Origin of the sequence: Salinimonas chungwhensis DSM 16280 (assembly GCF_000378185.1) — a bacterium.
GTDB lineage: Bacteria > Pseudomonadota > Gammaproteobacteria > Enterobacterales > Alteromonadaceae > Alteromonas > Alteromonas chungwhensis.
In genome coordinates this window covers 25,348-43,301 of record NZ_KB899393.1, presented here as the reverse complement: position 1 = coordinate 43,301, position 17,954 = coordinate 25,348, and the positions used below count along the sequence as shown (strand labels likewise).

The 17,954-nt window shown below is 47.9% G+C and carries 18 protein-coding genes; 10 read left to right on the top strand and 8 right to left on the bottom strand.

The features are described 5' to 3' along the window. Positions 1 to 49 precede the first annotated feature (49 nt). Positions 50 to 2,218: a primosomal protein N' gene (priA, locus tag F458_RS0117880; RefSeq protein ID WP_026294782.1), complete on the bottom strand. Its 2,169-nt coding sequence runs from the start codon at positions 2,216 to 2,218 to the stop codon at positions 50 to 52. A 215-nt stretch (positions 2,219 to 2,433) separates the two neighbouring features. Between priA and rpmE the strand changes: the two genes are divergently transcribed. Both rpmE and F458_RS0117870 read left to right on the top strand, forming a co-directional pair. Continuing rightward, positions 2,434 to 2,646, top strand: a complete 213-nt coding sequence (rpmE, locus tag F458_RS0117875) for a 50S ribosomal protein L31 (protein WP_018984814.1) — start codon at positions 2,434 to 2,436, stop codon at positions 2,644 to 2,646. Positions 2,647 to 2,992: 346 nt separating this feature from the next. After that, entirely contained in the window at positions 2,993 to 4,234 is a 1,242-nt protein-coding gene (locus F458_RS0117870) for a malic enzyme-like NAD(P)-binding protein (protein WP_018984813.1), read from the top strand. A gap of 38 nt (positions 4,235 to 4,272) precedes the next feature. On the opposite strand, the gene metJ is transcribed toward F458_RS0117870, so the two are convergent. Beyond that, entirely contained in the window at positions 4,273 to 4,593 is a 321-nt protein-coding gene (metJ, locus tag F458_RS0117865; RefSeq protein ID WP_018984812.1) for a met regulon transcriptional regulator MetJ, read from the bottom strand. A 148-nt stretch (positions 4,594 to 4,741) separates the two neighbouring features. Between metJ and metF the strand changes: the two genes are divergently transcribed. Together metF and F458_RS0117855 are read left to right on the top strand one after the other, a co-directional pair. Further along, a complete protein-coding gene (gene metF, locus F458_RS0117860) occupies positions 4,742 to 5,623 on the top strand; it encodes a methylenetetrahydrofolate reductase (RefSeq protein WP_018984811.1) in 882 nt (293 codons plus the stop codon). A gap of 79 nt (positions 5,624 to 5,702) precedes the next feature. Then, positions 5,703 to 6,587, top strand: a complete 885-nt coding sequence (locus tag F458_RS0117855; RefSeq protein ID WP_018984810.1) for a virulence factor BrkB family protein — start codon at positions 5,703 to 5,705, stop codon at positions 6,585 to 6,587. A 22-nt stretch (positions 6,588 to 6,609) separates the two neighbouring features. Here F458_RS0117855 and F458_RS0117850 read toward each other — a convergent pair whose 3' ends face one another. Further along, positions 6,610 to 7,254 carry a DUF2959 domain-containing protein gene (locus F458_RS0117850; protein ID WP_018984809.1) on the bottom strand — a complete coding sequence of 215 codons (645 nt, stop codon included), beginning with the start codon at positions 7,252 to 7,254 and terminating at the stop codon, positions 6,610 to 6,612. After that, the gene (locus F458_RS0117845; protein WP_018984808.1) at positions 7,254 to 7,496 is read right to left on the bottom strand and encodes a DUF6677 family protein; all 243 of its coding nucleotides are present in this window, start codon (positions 7,494 to 7,496) and stop codon (positions 7,254 to 7,256) included. The genes F458_RS0117850 and F458_RS0117845 overlap by 1 nt, the downstream gene beginning before the upstream one ends. Positions 7,497 to 7,642: 146 nt before the next feature. On the opposite strand from F458_RS0117845, the gene pip reads away from it, so the two are divergent. The 4 genes from pip to purT all read left to right on the top strand — a co-directional run bounded on the left by pip (position 7,643) and on the right by purT (position 11,245). After that, the gene (gene pip / locus F458_RS0117840; RefSeq protein WP_018984807.1) at positions 7,643 to 8,617 is read left to right on the top strand and encodes a prolyl aminopeptidase; all 975 of its coding nucleotides are present in this window, start codon (positions 7,643 to 7,645) and stop codon (positions 8,615 to 8,617) included. Beyond that, positions 8,614 to 9,051, top strand: a complete 438-nt coding sequence (dtd, locus tag F458_RS0117835; protein WP_018984806.1) for a D-aminoacyl-tRNA deacylase — start codon at positions 8,614 to 8,616, stop codon at positions 9,049 to 9,051. Before pip ends, dtd begins: the two co-directional genes overlap by 4 nt. Positions 9,052 to 9,140: 89 nt before the next feature. Beyond that, a complete protein-coding gene (locus F458_RS0117830) occupies positions 9,141 to 10,058 on the top strand; it encodes a bifunctional GNAT family N-acetyltransferase/hotdog fold thioesterase (RefSeq protein WP_018984805.1) in 918 nt (305 codons plus the stop codon). Next, positions 10,055 to 11,245 (top strand): formate-dependent phosphoribosylglycinamide formyltransferase, encoded by a 1,191-nt coding sequence (gene purT, locus F458_RS0117825; RefSeq protein ID WP_018984804.1) that lies wholly within the window; start codon positions 10,055 to 10,057, stop codon positions 11,243 to 11,245. Before F458_RS0117830 ends, purT begins: the two co-directional genes overlap by 4 nt. Before the next feature lie 184 nt (positions 11,246 to 11,429). On the opposite strand, the gene rpoH is transcribed toward purT, so the two are convergent. Continuing rightward, the gene (rpoH, locus tag F458_RS0117820; protein ID WP_026294781.1) at positions 11,430 to 12,284 is read right to left on the bottom strand and encodes an RNA polymerase sigma factor RpoH; all 855 of its coding nucleotides are present in this window, start codon (positions 12,282 to 12,284) and stop codon (positions 11,430 to 11,432) included. 374 nt (positions 12,285 to 12,658) lie between these two features. On the opposite strand from rpoH, the gene F458_RS0117815 reads away from it, so the two are divergent. Then, positions 12,659 to 13,879: an EAL and HDOD domain-containing protein gene (locus tag F458_RS0117815; protein ID WP_018984802.1), complete on the top strand. Its 1,221-nt coding sequence runs from the start codon at positions 12,659 to 12,661 to the stop codon at positions 13,877 to 13,879. Positions 13,880 to 13,987: 108 nt separating this feature from the next. Next, positions 13,988 to 15,226: an EAL and HDOD domain-containing protein gene (locus F458_RS0117810; protein WP_018984801.1), complete on the top strand. Its 1,239-nt coding sequence runs from the start codon at positions 13,988 to 13,990 to the stop codon at positions 15,224 to 15,226. 28 nt (positions 15,227 to 15,254) lie between these two features. On the opposite strand, the gene ftsX is transcribed toward F458_RS0117810, so the two are convergent. The 3 genes from ftsX to ftsY form a co-directional block, all read right to left on the bottom strand. Continuing rightward, a complete protein-coding gene (gene ftsX / locus F458_RS0117805; protein WP_018984800.1) occupies positions 15,255 to 16,235 on the bottom strand; it encodes a permease-like cell division protein FtsX in 981 nt (326 codons plus the stop codon). Next, positions 16,232 to 16,921: a cell division ATP-binding protein FtsE gene (gene ftsE, locus F458_RS0117800; RefSeq protein WP_018984799.1), complete on the bottom strand. Its 690-nt coding sequence runs from the start codon at positions 16,919 to 16,921 to the stop codon at positions 16,232 to 16,234. The genes ftsX and ftsE overlap by 4 nt, the downstream gene beginning before the upstream one ends. A 21-nt stretch (positions 16,922 to 16,942) precedes the next feature. Continuing rightward, a partial coding sequence (ftsY, locus tag F458_RS19880; protein ID WP_040610772.1) for a signal recognition particle-docking protein FtsY occupies positions 16,943 to 17,954 on the bottom strand: 1,012 nt, incomplete at its 5' end.

Sequence of the window (17,954 nt, the reverse complement as noted above, 5' to 3'; positions counted from 1 at the left end):
GGCAAACTGATTGCTGCCTGTTATTTAAGCATACGCCGATTTAATTGTGCTAGCTGAAATCGGTTGGGTCTACATCAACTGACCAGCGTACTTTCGCAGCTAACGGCATGGCGCTTATTTCAGGCAGGGCCAGCCTGACTTGTTCATGCAGCACTTTACGCTGCGCAGACTGAATGATAAGCATAAAGCGGAACCGGCCCTGCCGTTTTTCTATAAGGCCGGGCATTGGACCAATAACCTGCACAGCCTGAAAACGTTGCGATGCATCAGCAAGAAACTGAAACGCAAGCTGACCATCAACTGCCTCTGCCCGCAACACAATCTGTACACCAAAGGGCGGCTGGGCAGCCATCTTCCTTTCCAACAGAGCATGGCGGGCAAAATGTGCATAGCCGTTATGAATAAGATCTTGCAGCAAAGGATGGGACGGATTGTGGGTTTGCAGCCACATCTGACCCGGTTTACTGGCTCGCCCCGCCCGTCCGGCCAGTTGAGTAACAAGCTGCGCCAGCTTTTCCGGAGCCCGGTAATCCCCACTAAACAGGGCGCCGTCACAATCCAGCACAACCACCAGCGTAACATGAGGAAAATGGTGCCCTTTGGAGAGTATTTGCGTACCGATGAGTAACTGATAGCGTTGCTGATTAATCGCATCAAGCAGAGTTTGCAGCTTGTCTTTACCTCTGACCGAGTCACTGTCAATACGGACCTGTGGTGAGTCAGGAAACAATTGACTCAACCCTTGCTCCAGTTGTTCTGTACCTACTCCAGCTGTAACCATCTCTGCTTTACCGCAGCTTTGACAGTGAGGCGGTAACGGCCTGGTGGCACCACAGTGGTGGCAATGCAGGCGCCGGTGAGCTTTATGCACGGTAAAGGGCCGCTCACAGCGCTGACAGGCTTCGGTAAAACCGCAGTGATGGCATAATAAGGCCGGCGCGTATCCACGGCGATTAACAAACACCAACACCTGATTGCCCTGACTAAGATGCTGGCCCATCAGTGATAGTGTGCCTTCAGCCAGACCAAATCGCATAGGCTGGTCCCGCACATCAAGTACCTGTTGAATGGTCGCCTGAGCACCTGCTGCCCGACGAGTCAGCTGTAAATGCTGGTACCGCTTGGTAATGGCGTTGTTAAGTGTTTCCAGCGACGGTGTAGCCGTACCCATAACCAGTGGGATGTGTTCCTGATTCGCGCGCATTACTGCCAGGTCCCGCGCGTGATATCTCAGCCCATCCTGTTGCTTAAACGATTCATCATGCTCTTCATCCACAATCAGCATGCCCGGATACTTCATAGGCGTGAAAATTGCCGACCGGGTGCCGATAATAATACCAATTTCACCATTGCGAGCCTGCTGCCACACACGCAGCCTTGCCTTGTCGCTTATCTGTGAATGCAACACGCCGACGTCTATGCCGAATCGTTGCGCAAACCGTGACACCGTCTGTGGTGTAAGGCCTATTTCGGGCACCAGGATGAGTACTTGTCTGCCGGCTTCGAGCACCGCCTCAATGGCCTGCAGGTAAACTTCCGTTTTGCCGCTACCAGTCACCCCTTCCAGCAAAAACGGGGCAAATTGTGATTGTTTTTGCGTAATGGCTGTAATGGCTACGGCCTGCTCAGGATCCGGTACGGGCTTGCTGGCGATTTGCAGCTCAGACAGCCACTTCTGAGGACGCGGTGTGTAAGCCTGACGATGCACTTCGATAAGCCCGCGCTCTGTTAAGGCTTTTATCACCGCAAGAGAAAAGCGTTGTTTCAGCGCAGTAGCACTTTGACGCTCCTTAAGCAGCAGTGCCAGACATTGCTGCTGTTTAGGCGCCCGGCTCAAAGAATCCGGGCTTAGGGCGCGTCCGGCTGCAGTCACCTGGTAATAATCCTGATCGTCTGGTGGAGCTGCCTTACCTTTTCTCAGTAAAACCGGCAGCGCAGTATGAATAACTTCACCGGGAGCATGATGATAGTACTGCCACAACCAGCGACACAGGGTTAACTGGACGTTATCCAGAACTGGCGCGGTATCTAATACCTCGCTAATTGCTTTGAGCTTTTGTGGATTGTCGGCCTTCTGACACTCACCGACGACCACCGCGGTCATTTGCCGGTTCCCAAATGGTACGGTCACCCGTAGCCCCGGTTTTAATGTTTCATCGTGGGTATAGGTAAATGTTTGTCTCAGTGGCACAGGTACGGCTACGTCAATTAACGGCATGTAGTCATAATCATTTGGGTAGTTACAAAACGAAGGCGAGCCAGCAATGTAGCGCACCTGTATATTTTTGCGTCACATACTTGATCAGCGAGGCTACTTACATTAATATGCGCCGCTCTTTACGGCAAGGTCGTTTTGACTTTGTAAATATTTAAGTAGCGTATGGTGTTCAGCTTCGGGCTGGATAGCGATACGGCCTTTTTTTGAGGTAACCCATGAAAAACGATATCCATCCAGAATATTCTGAAATCACCGCGTCTTGTTCTTGCGGTAATGAAATTAAAGTGCGCTCTACCGTGGGCAAAAATTTGAACCTGGACGTGTGTTCAAACTGTCACCCATTTTATACTGGTAAACAGCGTAATGTTGACACTGGTGGTCGTGTTGATCGCTTCAAGAAGCGTTTCGGTGCACTGGGCAAAAAGTAAGTCTGCCTGCAGTTATACGAAAAGCGCCTTTATGGCGCTTTTTTTATGTCCGAAGTGCTGGATCCGCTAGTAACTAACTGCTCCTACCAACAGCTACCTTTATTAAAAACTATTTTCCCATAAACATCGTGAATGAAGATTATTAGTGGCTCCCTCTGGCCAGTGCTTAAAATTTACCCTAGAGTAGAACACAGCTACCGCGTCATCAGATATGTCAGATGCTACGGCTATGCTAGAGTAATCACATCAATTCAGGCACAGACCTGAAAAAAGATAAGAATGAACCCGGGCAGCATATCTTCTGTACCGTGTATCTAAACCCTACATTTAGAGGACATCGCTAATAATGTCAGATTTCAGACAACGTGCGCTCGATTACCATGCTAAACCCACCCCTGGCAAGATTCGCATGGAACTGTCCACCCCGGCAGAAACAGTCGATGATTTATCGCTCGCTTACAGCCCCGGCGTAGCGGAACCCGTTCGTGAGATTGCTAATAATCCTGATGATGCATATCTCTATACCGGAAAAGGCAACACGGTGGCGGTGATCAGTAATGGTACAGCAATTCTGGGTCTGGGTAATCTGGGGCCGTTGGCCTCAAAACCGGTCATGGAAGGAAAAGCGCTGCTGTTCAAACGCTTTGCTGGCCTCGATGCTATCGACATAGAGGTAAAGCATCGAACCACAGAAGAGTTTATTAATACTGTTGCAAACATCGCAGATACGTTTGGCGGAATTAATCTGGAGGACATTAAAGCGCCAGAATGCTTTGAGATAGAACAGGAACTTATCAAACGCTGCAAAATACCGGTTTTTCATGATGACCAACATGGTACCGCGATTGTTACCGCTGCCGGCATGCTCAATGCGTTGGAGATTCAGCAAAAGAATATCGAAGAAGCCACTATCGTCTGCATGGGCGCAGGTGCGGCCGCTGTAGCCTGTATGGAATTATTAATTACTTGCGGTGTTCAGCGCGAGAAAATCTATATGCTCGACCGTAAGGGAGTTATTCATACCCGCCGGGATGACCTTACTGAACACAAAAAACTATTCGCTAACAATACTGATAAGCGCACGCTGGAAGATGTGATGGATGGTGCCGATATTTTTGTCGGCGTATCCGGACCGGATCTCTTACCTCCCGAGGCATTATCTTTAATGGCCCCTAACCCCATTGTATTTGCCTGCTCAAACCCTGATCCGGAAATTAAGCCTGATTTGGCCCACGAGGTTCGTAAAGATTTGATCATGGCAACGGGCCGCTCTGATTATCCTAATCAAGTAAACAATGTGCTGTGCTTTCCATTTATATTTCGTGGGGCGCTGGACGTACGTGCCAGCGCAATAAATGATGAAATGAAGGTGGCGGCGGTCAATGCTATCCGCCAGATAACTAAAGAAGCCGTACCTGAAGAAGTACTTAAAGCCAGCAACTCAGAGTCGCTGAGTTTTGGGCGCGACTACATCATTCCTAAACCCATGGATCCGCGGTTGTGCTCACGAATCGCCACAGCGGTAGCAAAGGCGGCTATTGACTCAGGGGTTGCACGACTGGCGTCGCTACCGTCACATTATAAATAACCAGGTTGATGAGCGCGGTGGTACGCACGCGCGCTCACTTACGCCTCATTTTCGTAGGTGGGATCGATGCCCATTTCTTCCATTATACGGCGCGCTTCAGTCGGTACGCGGTTTGGGTTATCTTTTTTCAAATCTTCATCGTCCGGTAGCGGCTGACCGGTAAATGCATGCAAAAATGCTTCACACAGCAATTCAGAGTTTGTCGCATGACGAAGATTATTTATCTGACGGCGGGTGCGTTCGTCCGTTAGTACTTGCAGTACGTTAATAGGAATCGATACGGTAACTTTTTTTACCTGCTCACTCTTTTTGCCGTGCTCAGCGTAAGGGTGTATATACTCGCCATTCCATTTTGCCATTAGTCGCTCTCAGAGTTGCGTTTATTTATTATGAACAGAAATTCTAAACAATATGCAGAAAAGGTCAATTGAGCAGTGTAAACCGCTTGACGTCTAGACATATATTACTTAGTTTAGACGTCTAAACGTCCGAATATGAGAGTGTGTTATGGTGTCTTTTGCGCAGGGTATTGATGCCCTTAATCAATCCATGTCTGAACTTCGCGATATTGATGTTTCATTTGAATTTTTTCCGCCTAAGTCACCCAAAATGGAAGAGACGCTCTGGAAGTCTGTAGAACGACTGGCACCACTAAAACCCGCTTATATGTCTGTGACCTATGGGGCCAACAGTGGCGAGCGTGACCGAACCCACGATGTGGTTAAGCGTATTCATCAGCAAACCGGTGTGGCGGCGGTCCCTCACCTGACTTGCGTTGACGCCTCTAAAGAAGAACTCAGACAAATTGCCAAAGACTACTGGGATACCGGGATACGGCGAATTGTGGCCTTGCGCGGAGATCTCCCTAACGGTGTAGAAAAAACAGAAATGTATGCCTCTGATTTGGTCGCGTTGCTGAAAGATGTTGCCGACTTTGATGTATCAGTGGCCGCCTACCCTGAAAAACATCCTGAGGCACCCAATGCTCAGTTTGACTTACTGAATCTCAGGCGCAAAGCTGAAGCCGGTGCCAGCGAAGCTATCACTCAGTTCTTTTTTGACACCAGTGTGTTTTTACGTTTTCGGGACCGGGCGGCAGCGGCTGGTATAGATCTGGATATCGTGCCAGGTATCTTACCGGTGACCAATTACCAGACACTGATAAAATTTGCCGGCTTCACCAATGTCCATGTGCCAGGATGGCTGCACCGACAATTTGAAGGGCTGGATGAGGATGACCATACCACCCGCAATCTATTGGGAGCCAATATTGCCATGGAGCAGGTAAAGGTACTTGCTCAGGAAGGCGTCAAACATTTTCATTTTTATACTTTAAACCGCAGCGAGCTCAGCTATGCCATTTGTCATATGTTGGGGGCACGCGGCTGATTTATCTTATTTTGTACTGTCAGGCTGCTGCTACTCGCGCTAAACTGACCAACATGCATTTTCCGGTCAGGAGTTTACGTTGCGTCTGCAAAACCTTTCAGCTTTATGGGAATCTGGCTATCCGCATGTAAAGCGGTTTGTGCTCGTCTTTGTAGCCCGCTGTAAGCGCGACAGCATTACTATTTCGGCCGGCCATCTGGCCTACGTTACGCTGTTATCACTGGTTCCTTTTGTGATGGTGACATTTACTGTAATGAGCGCCTTTCCGGCATTCAAATCCGTGCGCAGTAAAATTGAGCAGTTTGTCTTCACAAATTTTGTTCCCACCGCCAGCGACGTAGTTCATCAGCATATGACGGACTTTGTCAGTAATGCTTCGGAAATGGGGGCTATCGGTATCATCTCATTGCTGGTGGTGGCACTGCTGCTTATTTCCAACGTAGATAAAACACTCAATCGTATCTGGAAAACCCCCAGTGAACGACCAATGGTGTATACCTTCGCCATTTACTGGATGGTTATTACCCTAGGACCGATGCTTATTGGTACCAGCGTGGTAGTCAGTTCATATCTGGCCGGCATTGCAGCGTTTGCAGAAACCTATACGCCGGGGCTGGGCACCTTTTTGCTGGAGATGGTACCGAGCCTGGCCACACTACTGACCTTTATTATTCTATATATGCTGGTGCCGAACCGACAGGTTAAGGCCAGGTATGCGTTGCCCGGCGCGTTGGTGGCGACACTGTGCTTTGAATTTACCAAGAAGGGATTTGCCTACTACGTCACTGACTTTGCAGCGTACCAGGTGATTTACGGGGCGCTGGCCACCTTACCGGTTCTATTATTGTGGGTGTACTTATCCTGGATAGTTATTCTGCTGGGTGCAGAATTCACATGTAGTTTGAACGATACCTTTGAACAAACGCGGGCCACAAAAGAACCCAGAGAACTCCCCACGGAATAGCCGTGGGGTGCCCAAGCTGTAGTTAGCGCATTGTTGCGATAAACGCATCTGATTCGGAAATGGCTTTGTTCATTTCTTCAATCAACGTACCTACGTCACCACGAATGGTAGTAAGTTCACCTTGTAACGCGCCAATCGCGTTGGCATTCAGATTATGCTTGAGATACAGCACATTGTCCTGTAAACGCTGAAGAACCGGATCCATTTTCCCCTCTGCACGACGCATGGCGCGTAGCATACTTTCGTAGCGCTGACGCGTCTGACGCAACTTGCTCTCACTTTCGCGCCGCAAATTGGCATTTTCATATTCGTCCAGTTCGTCTTCCCATTCATCAAACAATGCTTCAGCGACGCTTTGCACCTTATTGATGCGATTATTAACATCCTCGGCAGCCGATTTACTATCTTCGTACTCGTCATTTAAAGAATTGTAGATATCCTCTAAATCACCGCCGTCGAAGTTTACCAGCGTACTGAACTCTTCAAGTGCCGAGCTAAATTGCTCTTGCGCTTCTTCCTGCGACTCTTTGGCGTCTTCAACTCTATCCACCATGATATCGCGCTTTTCAACACCCAGTTTTTCCCAGGCAGAATAATACGCTGACTGACACCCGGCCAAGCCAACAGAAAGAGCCAGCGTACTGGCGATAAGTATATTTTTGAGCATTATAACCTCGCTTCAGATCCTCTATAGGTCGCAGCGTCAATAATTGCCCACAGATGGAAAATCGCGCCGACTGGCCACAAGAAGATGAAAATTACAGTGGCCGCCAAGGCGTAACACGCACCGGTCACCAAAAAAAACATGAGTGCTTTTAGTACTCTGCCTTGTAATAAATGGCCTAGTCCCGGAATAAAAAAATTACATAATGCAGCAATTACATTGCCGCCTGAACCTTGTCCTGCCATATAAAGCCTCTTGAAATAGATTGCATACAAAAATTAAAGATGCGTATAGTAGGTTTTTAGCATAAGTACGCTTTTCACTACTAAATGCTTATGGTTAACTGAAAAACTAAACTAAAACCGACAGTGAAACAACACGCTGCAACAAAATGAAACGACTTTACCCTGACATCGGAAGCTACGCGAGCGGATATTTGCACACTGCTGATGGCTGTGAGCTATATTACGAACAAAGCGGGAATCCGGATGGTATTCCTGTACTTTATCTGCATGGGGGGCCCGGTGCCGGACTTGCTCCCAACTACAAGCGTTTCTTTGATACCAACCGTTATCACATTATCGCCTTTGAGCAGCGCGGTTGCGGCCGTTCCAAACCCTTTGGCAGTTTAGCCGGAAACTCTACCGCCAACACGCTTGAAGATATTGATACGCTGCGGCGCAAGCTGGGTATTGAGCAGTGGGTGTTGTTCGGCGGCTCATGGGGCGCAACGCTGGCCCTGCTTTCCGCAATTCGCCAGCCCCAAACGGTACTGGGGATCATTTTGCGGGGTGTTTTTCTCGGTCGGGAAGAAGATCGAAACTGGTATCTGGGGCCAGAGGGCGGCGGTGCACAACTCTACCCCGAGCACTACGAGATTTTCACCAACAATATTAGTAGCAGCTTGTCGGTAGATATTATCTGCCAACACTATCAGCAGCAGTTTGACAGCGCTGATGAGTCAATCCAGTTAGCGGCGCTAAAGCGCTGGTACATTTGGGAAGAACGACTTTCCAGGCTCTACCTGCCGCCCGGGACCGGCGATTTCACCACACACTATCCGCTATCCCTGGTCACCTGCCTGGCAAAACTTGAATGCCATTACTTACTTAACCGGTGTTTTATAGAAGAAAATTATATTCTTGATAACATAGACAAAATTGCCCATATCCCCGGTGCTATTATTCATGGCCGTTACGATATAATCTGTAAAACGCAGGCAGCCTGGCTATTACATAAAGCCTGGCCCCAGAGCGATTTGCACATTGTCTCAGGAGCAGGCCATAGCACCAGTGAGGGAGGTATTGGACTGAAGCTGTGCAGTGCCACCCGGGATATGTCCAGAATGTTACAGGGGACTACATGATTGCACTTATACAACGAGTCAGCCAGGCCAGCGTTGCGGTAGATAGCCAGACTATCGGGTCAATCCACAAAGGCATGGTGGTATTGCTGGGAATTGAAAAAAATGATGGTCAGGCTGAAATTGAAAAGCTGGTAAAAAAGCTGGCTAACTATCGACTGTTCAGTGACCAGGACGGAAAAATGAACCTCAACATTCAGCAGGCGCAAGGCCAAATTTTATTGGTATCTCAATTTACCCTGGTTGCAGATACCCAAAAAGGTAACCGTCCGGGGTTTTCCCGGGGCGCCACCCCGGAACACAGCGAAGCGATTTATGACACTACGATAGATGCCATTAAAAGCGCCGGCCTGCCCCTGCAAACCGGGCAGTTTGGCGCAGATATGCAGGTCGCGCTGGTCAACGATGGTCCGGTGACATTTCAGTTTTCATTTTAACCATCCGTTGATTGATGATAAAAACTTGTTACTCCAGCGCTCATAAGGTTAAATGGCTGATGCACTTCACCAAATGACGGAGTAAAAAGGTGTTCAGAGTTGTTACGCCAGAAACCGAAGAGCAGCTTGAAAGGTATTTTACTTTTCGCTGGACGTATCTTCGTCAGCCGTGGAACTTTCCTCCCGGTTCTGAAAAAGACGAATATGAACAAGTCGCTGAGCACCGGATGTTGGTGGACGGAAAAGGTAACATCGTTGCGTGCGGCCGAGTGCATCTGAATACCGCTGAGGAGGCGCAGATCAGGCATATTGCCGTACATGGTGACTATCACCGGCGGGGTCTGGGCCAGATGATTCTCGGAGCACTGGAAAATGTAGCAAGGGATATGGGCGCGGTGCGGGCAGTGACGAACAGCCGCGAAACTTCCATTGAGTTTTTCTCTTCCTGTGGCTTTGTCATTGAGCGGGAAGCGCCTAATGAACTGGGCATGCTAAAGCGCCAGCAAATGGTGAAAAAGCTTTCTGATCCCAGCTCAATCATTCTTCATCCCAAATGGTGCAAGGAATTGCAGGATACGTGGCGAGATACGATCCCGATTACCGAGCATATGGGCATCAAGCTTCACAAATACAGTGGCAACACACTGGAAACCCGCGCATCGCTGAACAAAAATATTAATGTTCATGGCACCATGTTCGCCGGCAGTATCTTTTCGCTGGCAACCCTGACCGGTTGGGGCCTGCTGTATCTTCAGCTTAAAGAACGTCAGTTGAGCGGCGATATTGTTTTAGGCGATGGCGATATCCATTATCACAAACCTGTTACCATGAAACCTCGTGGCGTGTGTAATGTGGAATCATTGTCTGGCAAATTTGCAACCCTGGAAAAGGGCCATAAAACCCGCTTTACTCTGCGCGTAGAAATTATGGATGGGGACAACCCCGTAGCCGAATTTAAAGGTATTTACTGGGTTTTACCGCCGCCTTCTCCTGAGGATAAAAAATGACAGATATAGGCACGCCTTTCACATCGTCAGCGACCAAAGTGATGCTGTTAGGCAGCGGTGAACTGGGCAAGGAAGTGACTATTGAGTGCATTCGTCTGGGGTGTCAGGTCATCGCCTGCGATAATTATTCAAACGCGCCCGCTATGCAGATTGCTCAACAGCACGAAATTTTTTCGATGCTGGATGATCAGGCATTGCGCCAGGCCGTTGAAAAGCACCAACCCGACTTTATAGTGCCTGAAGTAGAAGCCATTGCTACAGCCACGCTCATTGAGCTGGAGAACGCTGGCTTCACAGTGGTGCCCAGTGCCAGGGCTGCACATCTGACAATGAATCGTGAAGGGATTCGACGTCTTGCGGCTGAAACGCTCAATTTACCTACCTCTTCGTTCGAATTTGCTCAAGATTTTGAAAATTTCAGACATGCAGTGAACAGTATCGGGTATCCCTGTTTTGTTAAACCGGTCATGAGTTCGTCTGGCAAAGGCCAGTCTCGCCTGACCTGTGAATCGCAGCTGGAAGCCGCCTGGACGTACGCGCAAGAGGGAGGCCGCGCCGGAAGTGGTAAAGTTATCGTGGAGGCAGCGGTAGATTTTGATTTTGAAATTACGCTGCTCACTATTCGTAATCAGGACACTACCCAGTTTTGTGCACCCATCGGCCATATTCAGAAAGATGGTGATTACCAACTGTCCTGGCAGCCGCAAATGATGTCGCAGCAAGCACTGGAAAATGCGCATCAAATCGCAGCTACTATCACTGAGGCAATCGGCGGGAACGGTCTGTTTGGTGTAGAGCTATTTGTCAAAGGCGACCAGGTTATCTTTAGTGAAGTCTCTCCTCGCCCCCATGATACTGGTATGGTGACCATGATTTCCCAGAACCTTTCAGAATTTGCCCTGCACGTACGGGCATTTCTCGGCCTGCCTATTCCTATGATTACCTGTGAAAGTCCCTCGGCCTCAGCCGCACTGGTAGTGGAAGGAGACAGTGAAAATATTCTGTATGGCAACCTGGCCAATGCATTATCACAACCTCACTCGGAACTTCGTTTGTTTGGAAAGCCTGTCGTCGCGGGAAAACGAAGAATGGGCGTTGCGCTGGCTAAAGCCATGACCGTTGACGATGCAAAAACAAAAGCGCTGCAAATCATTGATGCTGTTAAAATAGCCTTTCCGGTTCGGTAAATCTTTCAGACCAGTTTGGCTGGGACATTTTGGTTTGATTAAGCGGAGTCAAAGCACGCTTTTCAGGCTAGTGTGTGTGAACGATTTTACCCCTCAAGAATATCGACGGCTTTGACAATAATCTCGAACCATATATTCAACCATAAAAAAAGCGCCATAAAGGCGCTTTTTTCAAAAACTTCTATTAGGCCACCATTGCTGCCTGCAGCTTTTTCATGGCATTTTTTTCAATCTGACGGACACGCTCTGCAGAAACCTGATACTTGTCGGCCAAATCCTGAAGGGTGATTTTATTATCAGCTAACCAACGCGTTTCAATAATATCCTGGCTACGATCATCCAGCGTTTTTATCGCGCTGTATAAGCGCTTGCTGGCGTTCATATCCCAGTCCTGATTGATTACGTCAGTCTCAACGTCAGGGCTTTTGTCCTCAAGAAACTGAACGGGCGCAAAACTACCACTTTCATCATCATCGGCGCTCAAGTCAAAAGCCTGATCATGACTACTCATACGCGCTTCCATTTGCAACACTTCCTTGGTACTCACCCCAAGTTCGTTAGCAACCTTTTGCACTTCATCATGAGTGAACCAGCCAAGACGTTTCTTAGCTTTGCGCAAATTAAAGAACAATTTACGCTGAGCTTTTGTGGTCGCGACTTTCACGATCCGCCAATTCTTAAGCACAAACTCATGAATTTCTGCTTTTATCCAGTGAACAGCAAAAGACACCAGGCGCACCCCTACTGAGGGGTCAAACCGCTTAACGGCTTTCATTAGGCCAATATTGCCTTCCTGGATGAGATCAGCCTGAGGCAGACCGTAACCGGAGTATGATTTAGCAATATGCACAACAAAACGCAGGTGCGACATTACCAGCTTACGGGCTGATTCAAGGTCTCCCTCTTCACGAAGTTTCAATGCCAGCGAGTGCTCCTCATCGGCAGTCAACATATCGATTGAACTAACCGCCTGAATGTAGCCGTCTATGCTACCGTTTTGAGGAACCGAAAGGGCCATTGATTGCATTGTGTTGCTCATATTCACCTCAGTTATTTAAGCACAGTAGTGTACCAAAATAAGCGTCCTATTGCGAGTCCCACGCGTGGTACATTCGCAATGTAAATGTATAGTGCTTTAAAGACAATATTCAAGACAAAGAAAAGGCTAAAAAGTTCCCTTTTCAGGGTATGAATACTGTCGACGCTATTTTGCCCGGTAGCTACCTTGCGCAATGTTTATCAAAATCCGGTACACTAAAAATTTGTTACAAAACCGGTTAAAAAGAGATACAACCTACGTAAGAACTATTCTACCATATAGTTTAAAACAGCAAAGACTGTACCAGTAGTACGTTACGTTTAGGTTACATGCCAAAATGATGAATTCATGCTGACAAGACAAGGAGACACTGGATGTTTGCTTACGTAGCACGTCAGCCAATATTTAACACCCGCAATCAGCTATATGCTTACGAGCTATTATTTCGCGACGGTGAAGCCAATCGCTTTCCCGATATTTCGCCGGATGAAGCGACTTCACGAGTGATCTCTTCAACGCATTTAAGTCTTGGATTAGAAGCAGTTATCGGCCATCATCTGGCTTTTATCAACTTTCACCAAAGCACGCTTATTCACCACTTCCCCCGGTCATTGGATCCAGCTCATACAGTGGTAGAGATTCTGGAAACCGTGGATATAAATGTAGAACTCATTGAGGCCTGTCGACAGTTAAAAAAACTGGGCTATCAAATCGCCCTGGACGATTACGATCTCGACAGTAAGTGGGACCCGTTTCTTACATTTGTCAGTATCATCAAATTCGATATCCGTGAAACGCCCTATGAAAAAATTGCAGCTTTAGCGCCTAAGCTAAAAGCCAGAGGTATTCGTTTATTGGCAGAAAAAGTCGAAACACAGGCGGAATTTAATCAATATTCTGAGTTAGGCTTCGACTATTTCCAGGGATACTACCTGGCGAAACCGGAAGTCATCCGGCACAAACAGTTTTCTGCCAATCAGCTAACCATGCTGGAGTTGATGAATGAGTCAGCCTCAATTACCTTCGATCTCAGAAAGATAAACCGCATCATTGAACGCGACCCGGCTCTCACTTTTCAGCTACTGCGCTATATCAATAATCCTCTCATCAATAAGCGCAACAAAATTTCCTCATTGCATCACGCCCTGACATATATGGGCGAAGCGGAACTACGTAAATTTATTGCATTGTTAGCGCTGTCTAATATGAGCAAAGATGAACCCAATGAATTGCTGGTTATGTCGCTGGTTCGGGCAAAATTCTGTGAGCATCTTTGTGCTATAACCGGTCACTGCGACATAAATGCCGGTTTTCTCGTCGGGTTATTATCATTGCTTGATGCGCTTATTAAACAGCCTATGGAAGAGTTGGTAGAAAAAATTCCTCTTGATGAGGATGTTCAGCAAGCTTTGTGCAAAAAACCGGGCTGGCTCCGGCATTGTGTACAGCTGATCATCTGTTTTGAACAGGGCCAGTGGAACGGTGTGAAGCGCTTTGCTATGAAATACAGGTTAAATCAAAGTGATTTGCATGAATGCTACAGTGAAGCGCTTAATTGGGTAAACCACATTCATACACCGCTTATATCGTCCTAGCCTAATGCTGGATTCAATGCTAAGTGTCAGGTACAGTAAGTATTGAAGAAAAATAAACCATGTTGAAATGTGGGGCGCGCAAGGTTGCCTTACAATTGGGGAAATACGATGTTTGCGTTTATAGCTCGCCAGCCAATTCTGGATCGGGACAAGGATGTGTTTGCCTATGAACTGCTGTTTCGCGACGGTAAAGGCGGTATGTTTCCTGACCCACCCTCAGACAAAGCGAAGTCGGTTATCCAGCAATTTAATCCGCTGGGTTTGGATGACCTGAGTGCGGAAAAAAAATCATTTATTAGCTTCAGTGCTGAAACTCTGGTATCACGGTTTCCCACTAACCTGGACCCTCAACAAGTGGTGGTTGAGTTAGGTGAAAACCCATACAAGGACGCCGGGCTCAGGGAAGCTTGTGAACATATTAAGCAACTTGGCTTCAGACTGGCCCTTAACGATCCGATGATGCTCAGTGGTAATCACGAGGTATTGCCGCTGGTGGATATTGTCAAAGTTGACATGAGCAAGCTCTATCTTGAGCAGGTCAGTAAGCGCATCGATTATTTTACCGACGCAAATGTACAGCTTATTGCTGACAACGTTAATGACTATGATGTGTTCAATGATTGTAAGACATTAGGTTTTGACTTTTTCCAGGGCTACTTCTTCGCCTCTCCCACAGCGCGCATTGCCAGGCAGCTTCCTGCCTCTAAGATGAGCCTGGTAGAGCTGATGGGAGAAAGTAGCAGCGAGACCTTTGATATAAATCGGATCAATCAGATCATAGAGCGCGATGCAGCATTGAGTTATTTGCTGTTAAAGTTTATCAACAATCCCACCATTAATAAGCGCTATAAGATTACATCGCTGAAACACGCTCTCACTTATATGGGCGAGGTTGAAATTAAAAAATTTATCGCGCTGCTTTCTCTTACTCACCTGGGGGATGACAAGCCACTGGAGCTGATTCACATGTCGCTGGTCAGAGCGAAATTTTTTGACTTAGTTTCGCAACATCGTAAACGCCAGACTAATCCGCCCATTGGCTTTCTGGTGGGGCTGTTTTCGTTACTTGACGCGTTACTTGATCAGGATATGGCATCATTGGTAAAGCAGTTACCATTAACCGATACGGTAATTGATGCATTACTGGGTAAGTCCACCGAATTTAATCACTATATGGCGCTGGTCAGAGCGTTTGAAAGTGCGCTCTGGATGAACGTAATTAAGCACTCCAGAGCTCTGGATACCGACCAGAAACTGTTGCACAGCCTGTACAATCAGGCCATTGTCTGGGGCAACAGTGTACGCAATACAATTTCCTCACATTACCCAAAACCCCGCATCGCCTGATAGCTTTACTATCAGGCGCATCAGCAGACTATTTGGGTTCAATCTCGCGTACGTGACGCTGCACAGAAATTAATGAGCCTACCAGCCCGAGGGTCACGGACAGCCCCAGCATGGTCAATAACGCTGAGCCTGTCAGGCCGGTAATATTAAACTCTTTTTGATAAAGGCTGGCAAATGCCTGGATGCTACTGTCCATCCACCAAAGAATAATGATTACAGCCAGCCAGGCAATGAGCCCGCCTAACAGGCCATACCAAAAACCGGTATACAGAAAAGGACGATGGATAAATGCATCGGTCGCTCCTACCAGCTTCATCACTAAAATCTCATCTTTTTTACTGAGAATATTTAAGCGGATAGTATTACCAATAATAAGCACTACCGAGATAAACAACAGCCCGCCTATTAGCGTAACCAGTTCTCTGGCGATATCGAGCAAACCATAAAGCCGTTCCAGCCACTCAATGTCTAGTTTGCCCACATCCACTTCACGCTGCTGCTTTAACTTTTCAAGCAGGCGCTGAGCCGCCGCCGGGGTAACATATTTTTCTGCCGGAGTGACCAGTACCACATCAGGTAATGGATTGGCTTCCAGGTATGCCATGGCATCGCCTAATCCGGATAATTGCTGAAACTCTTTGAGCGCATCGTCTGCTGGAATGAAAGTGACGCTGTCAATTTCAGGCCATGTCTTGAGCCGGGTAAGCAGCTGCTGAGAGCTGGCGGCGTTGGTCTCTTTTTTTAAAAACAATGAAATTTCCGATGCCTGCTCCCAGCCGGCGCTGATTTTTTCAGTGTTTTTAACCAAAATATATAAAGTACTGGGTAAAGTTATACTCAACCCAAGTACTGCTACAGTCATAACTGACGCAACGGGCTGGCGCCACAGCTCTCCAAGTGATGACAGCCCCTGACGAACATGGGCCACACATATCATGAATAAGGTCTGAACCAGACCAACACGGGAATCCTTAGCCCCTTGCGGCCGTCCCTTGAACAGCAAACTCATGAATAACTCTCCTGAGACCCGTCGTCCAAACCATCGGTAATCATGCAGCCGTCTTTTAACGTCAGCGTGCGATAACGCATGCGCGCGATAAGCCCCAAATCATGAGTAGCAATAAGTACCGACACCCCGGCCTGATTAAAATCTTCGAACAGGCGCACGATTTCCATCGATAATTTAGGGTCCAGATTACCGGTTGGTTCATCGGCCAGCAATAATGGCGGCTTGTTGACCACCGCACGCGCAATACCTACGCGCTGCTGCTCTCCGCCGGAAAGCATAATCGGCAAATCGCGAGCTTTGGCGCGCAGCCCAACCATATCCAGGGCTGCATGCACGCGACGGGACGTTTCTTTGTGGGTATACCCTTCAATAATCAATGGCAGTGCCACATTATCAAACACTGATTTATCCATTAACAACTGATGGCTTTGAAAAATCATGCCGATATCGCGGCGTATATATGCGATCTGCCGGCGTTTTATCACGTTGAGATCATGACCGTTAATCAAGACGCGGCCTACGGTGGGCCGCTCCATAATACTGATCAATTTTAACAGGGTACTTTTGCCCGCTCCGGAATGGCCCGTTAAAAACGCCATTTCACCTGGCGCAACATGAAAATTTACTTTGCTCAGTGCGCGCTGACCACCGGGATACGTTTTACTTACCTGTTCAAATTTGATCATCGTCTATCCTTCGGGCACTGCTTAAGGCTGCTCGCGTCCTTCGGCTTCACTGAATAAAGCTTCAATAAATTCATCACCATTAAAGCTTCGTAAATCATCGATTCCCTCACCCACACCAATGTAGCGAATGGGTATTCCGAATTGATCGGCAATAGAAAATATTACGCCGCCCTTTGCTGTACCATCGAGTTTGGTCAACGTGATACCGGTAAGCCCCACAGCCTGATTGAACAGCTTGGCCTGACTAACGGCGTTTTGCCCGGTTCCGGCATCCAGCGTAAGCATAACTTCATGCGGCGCATCAGGGTTAAGTTTTTTCATTACCCGGACCACCTTTTTAAGCTCTTCCATCAGATTATTTTTATTCTGCAGGCGCCCCGCTGTGTCGGCTATCAGCACATCCATCTTACGCGATTTCGCCGCTTCCAAAGCATCGTACAGGACCGAGGCGCTGTCGGAGCCGGTTGGCTGAGAAATAACCGGTATTGAGTTGCGTTCACCCCATACCTGCAACTGCTCCACGGCCGCCGCGCGAAACGTATCGCCGGCAGCCAGCATAACGCGTTTGCCATCCTGCTGAAGCTGTTTGGCCAGTTTACCGATTGTCGTGGTTTTACCTACGCCATTGACGCCTACCATCAAAATTACAAATGGCCCTTGCGAGGTATCATGCTGCGCGATTTGTTCTGATAGCGGCGCCTGCACATTATGTAACATGCCACGCATCTGTTCTTTTAGAATATCCAGCAGCGCTTCAGCATCTTTTAGCTGCGAGCGCTTGGCACTGTCGGTAAGCTTATTGATGATATTCTGGGTGGTGTCCATTCCCACGTCAGCAACCAGCAACTGCGTTTCGAGCTCTTCGTACAAGTCATCATCAATGGTCTTACCTTTGAATAGGCTAACAAAGCCGCTGCCCAGATTAACTTTTGTGCGCGACAGACTTTCTTTAAGACGGGCGAACAATGATAGTTTCTGTGGTTTTTTTGCTGGCTCTGGCTCTGGCTCTGGCTCTGGCTCTGGCTCTGGCTCT

Bases quoted from the DNA above. Each gene is read 5' to 3' on its own strand.
- F458_RS0117815 (WP_018984802.1), top strand. From the start codon at position 12,659: ATGTTTGCTTACGTAGCACGTCAGCCAATATTTAACACCCGCAATCAG.
- rpmE (WP_018984814.1), top strand. From the start codon at position 2,434: ATGAAAAACGATATCCATCCAGAATATTCTGAAATCACCGCGTCTTGT.
- dtd (WP_018984806.1), top strand. From the start codon at position 8,614: ATGATTGCACTTATACAACGAGTCAGCCAGGCCAGCGTTGCGGTAGAT.
- rpoH (WP_026294781.1), bottom strand. From the start codon at position 12,284: ATGAGCAACACAATGCAATCAATGGCCCTTTCGGTTCCTCAAAACGGT.
- priA (WP_026294782.1), bottom strand. From the start codon at position 2,218: ATGCCGTTAATTGACGTAGCCGTACCTGTGCCACTGAGACAAACATTT.
- F458_RS0117845 (WP_018984808.1), bottom strand. From the start codon at position 7,496: ATGGCAGGACAAGGTTCAGGCGGCAATGTAATTGCTGCATTATGTAAT.
- metJ (WP_018984812.1), bottom strand. From the start codon at position 4,593: ATGGCAAAATGGAATGGCGAGTATATACACCCTTACGCTGAGCACGGC.
- purT (WP_018984804.1), top strand. From the start codon at position 10,055: ATGACAGATATAGGCACGCCTTTCACATCGTCAGCGACCAAAGTGATG.
- ftsE (WP_018984799.1), bottom strand. From the start codon at position 16,921: ATGATCAAATTTGAACAGGTAAGTAAAACGTATCCCGGTGGTCAGCGC.
- pip (WP_018984807.1), top strand. From the start codon at position 7,643: ATGAAACGACTTTACCCTGACATCGGAAGCTACGCGAGCGGATATTTG.
- F458_RS0117850 (WP_018984809.1), bottom strand. From the start codon at position 7,254: ATGCTCAAAAATATACTTATCGCCAGTACGCTGGCTCTTTCTGTTGGC.
- F458_RS0117870 (WP_018984813.1), top strand. From the start codon at position 2,993: ATGTCAGATTTCAGACAACGTGCGCTCGATTACCATGCTAAACCCACC.
- ftsX (WP_018984800.1), bottom strand. From the start codon at position 16,235: ATGAGTTTGCTGTTCAAGGGACGGCCGCAAGGGGCTAAGGATTCCCGT.
- F458_RS0117810 (WP_018984801.1), top strand. From the start codon at position 13,988: ATGTTTGCGTTTATAGCTCGCCAGCCAATTCTGGATCGGGACAAGGAT.
- metF (WP_018984811.1), top strand. From the start codon at position 4,742: ATGGTGTCTTTTGCGCAGGGTATTGATGCCCTTAATCAATCCATGTCT.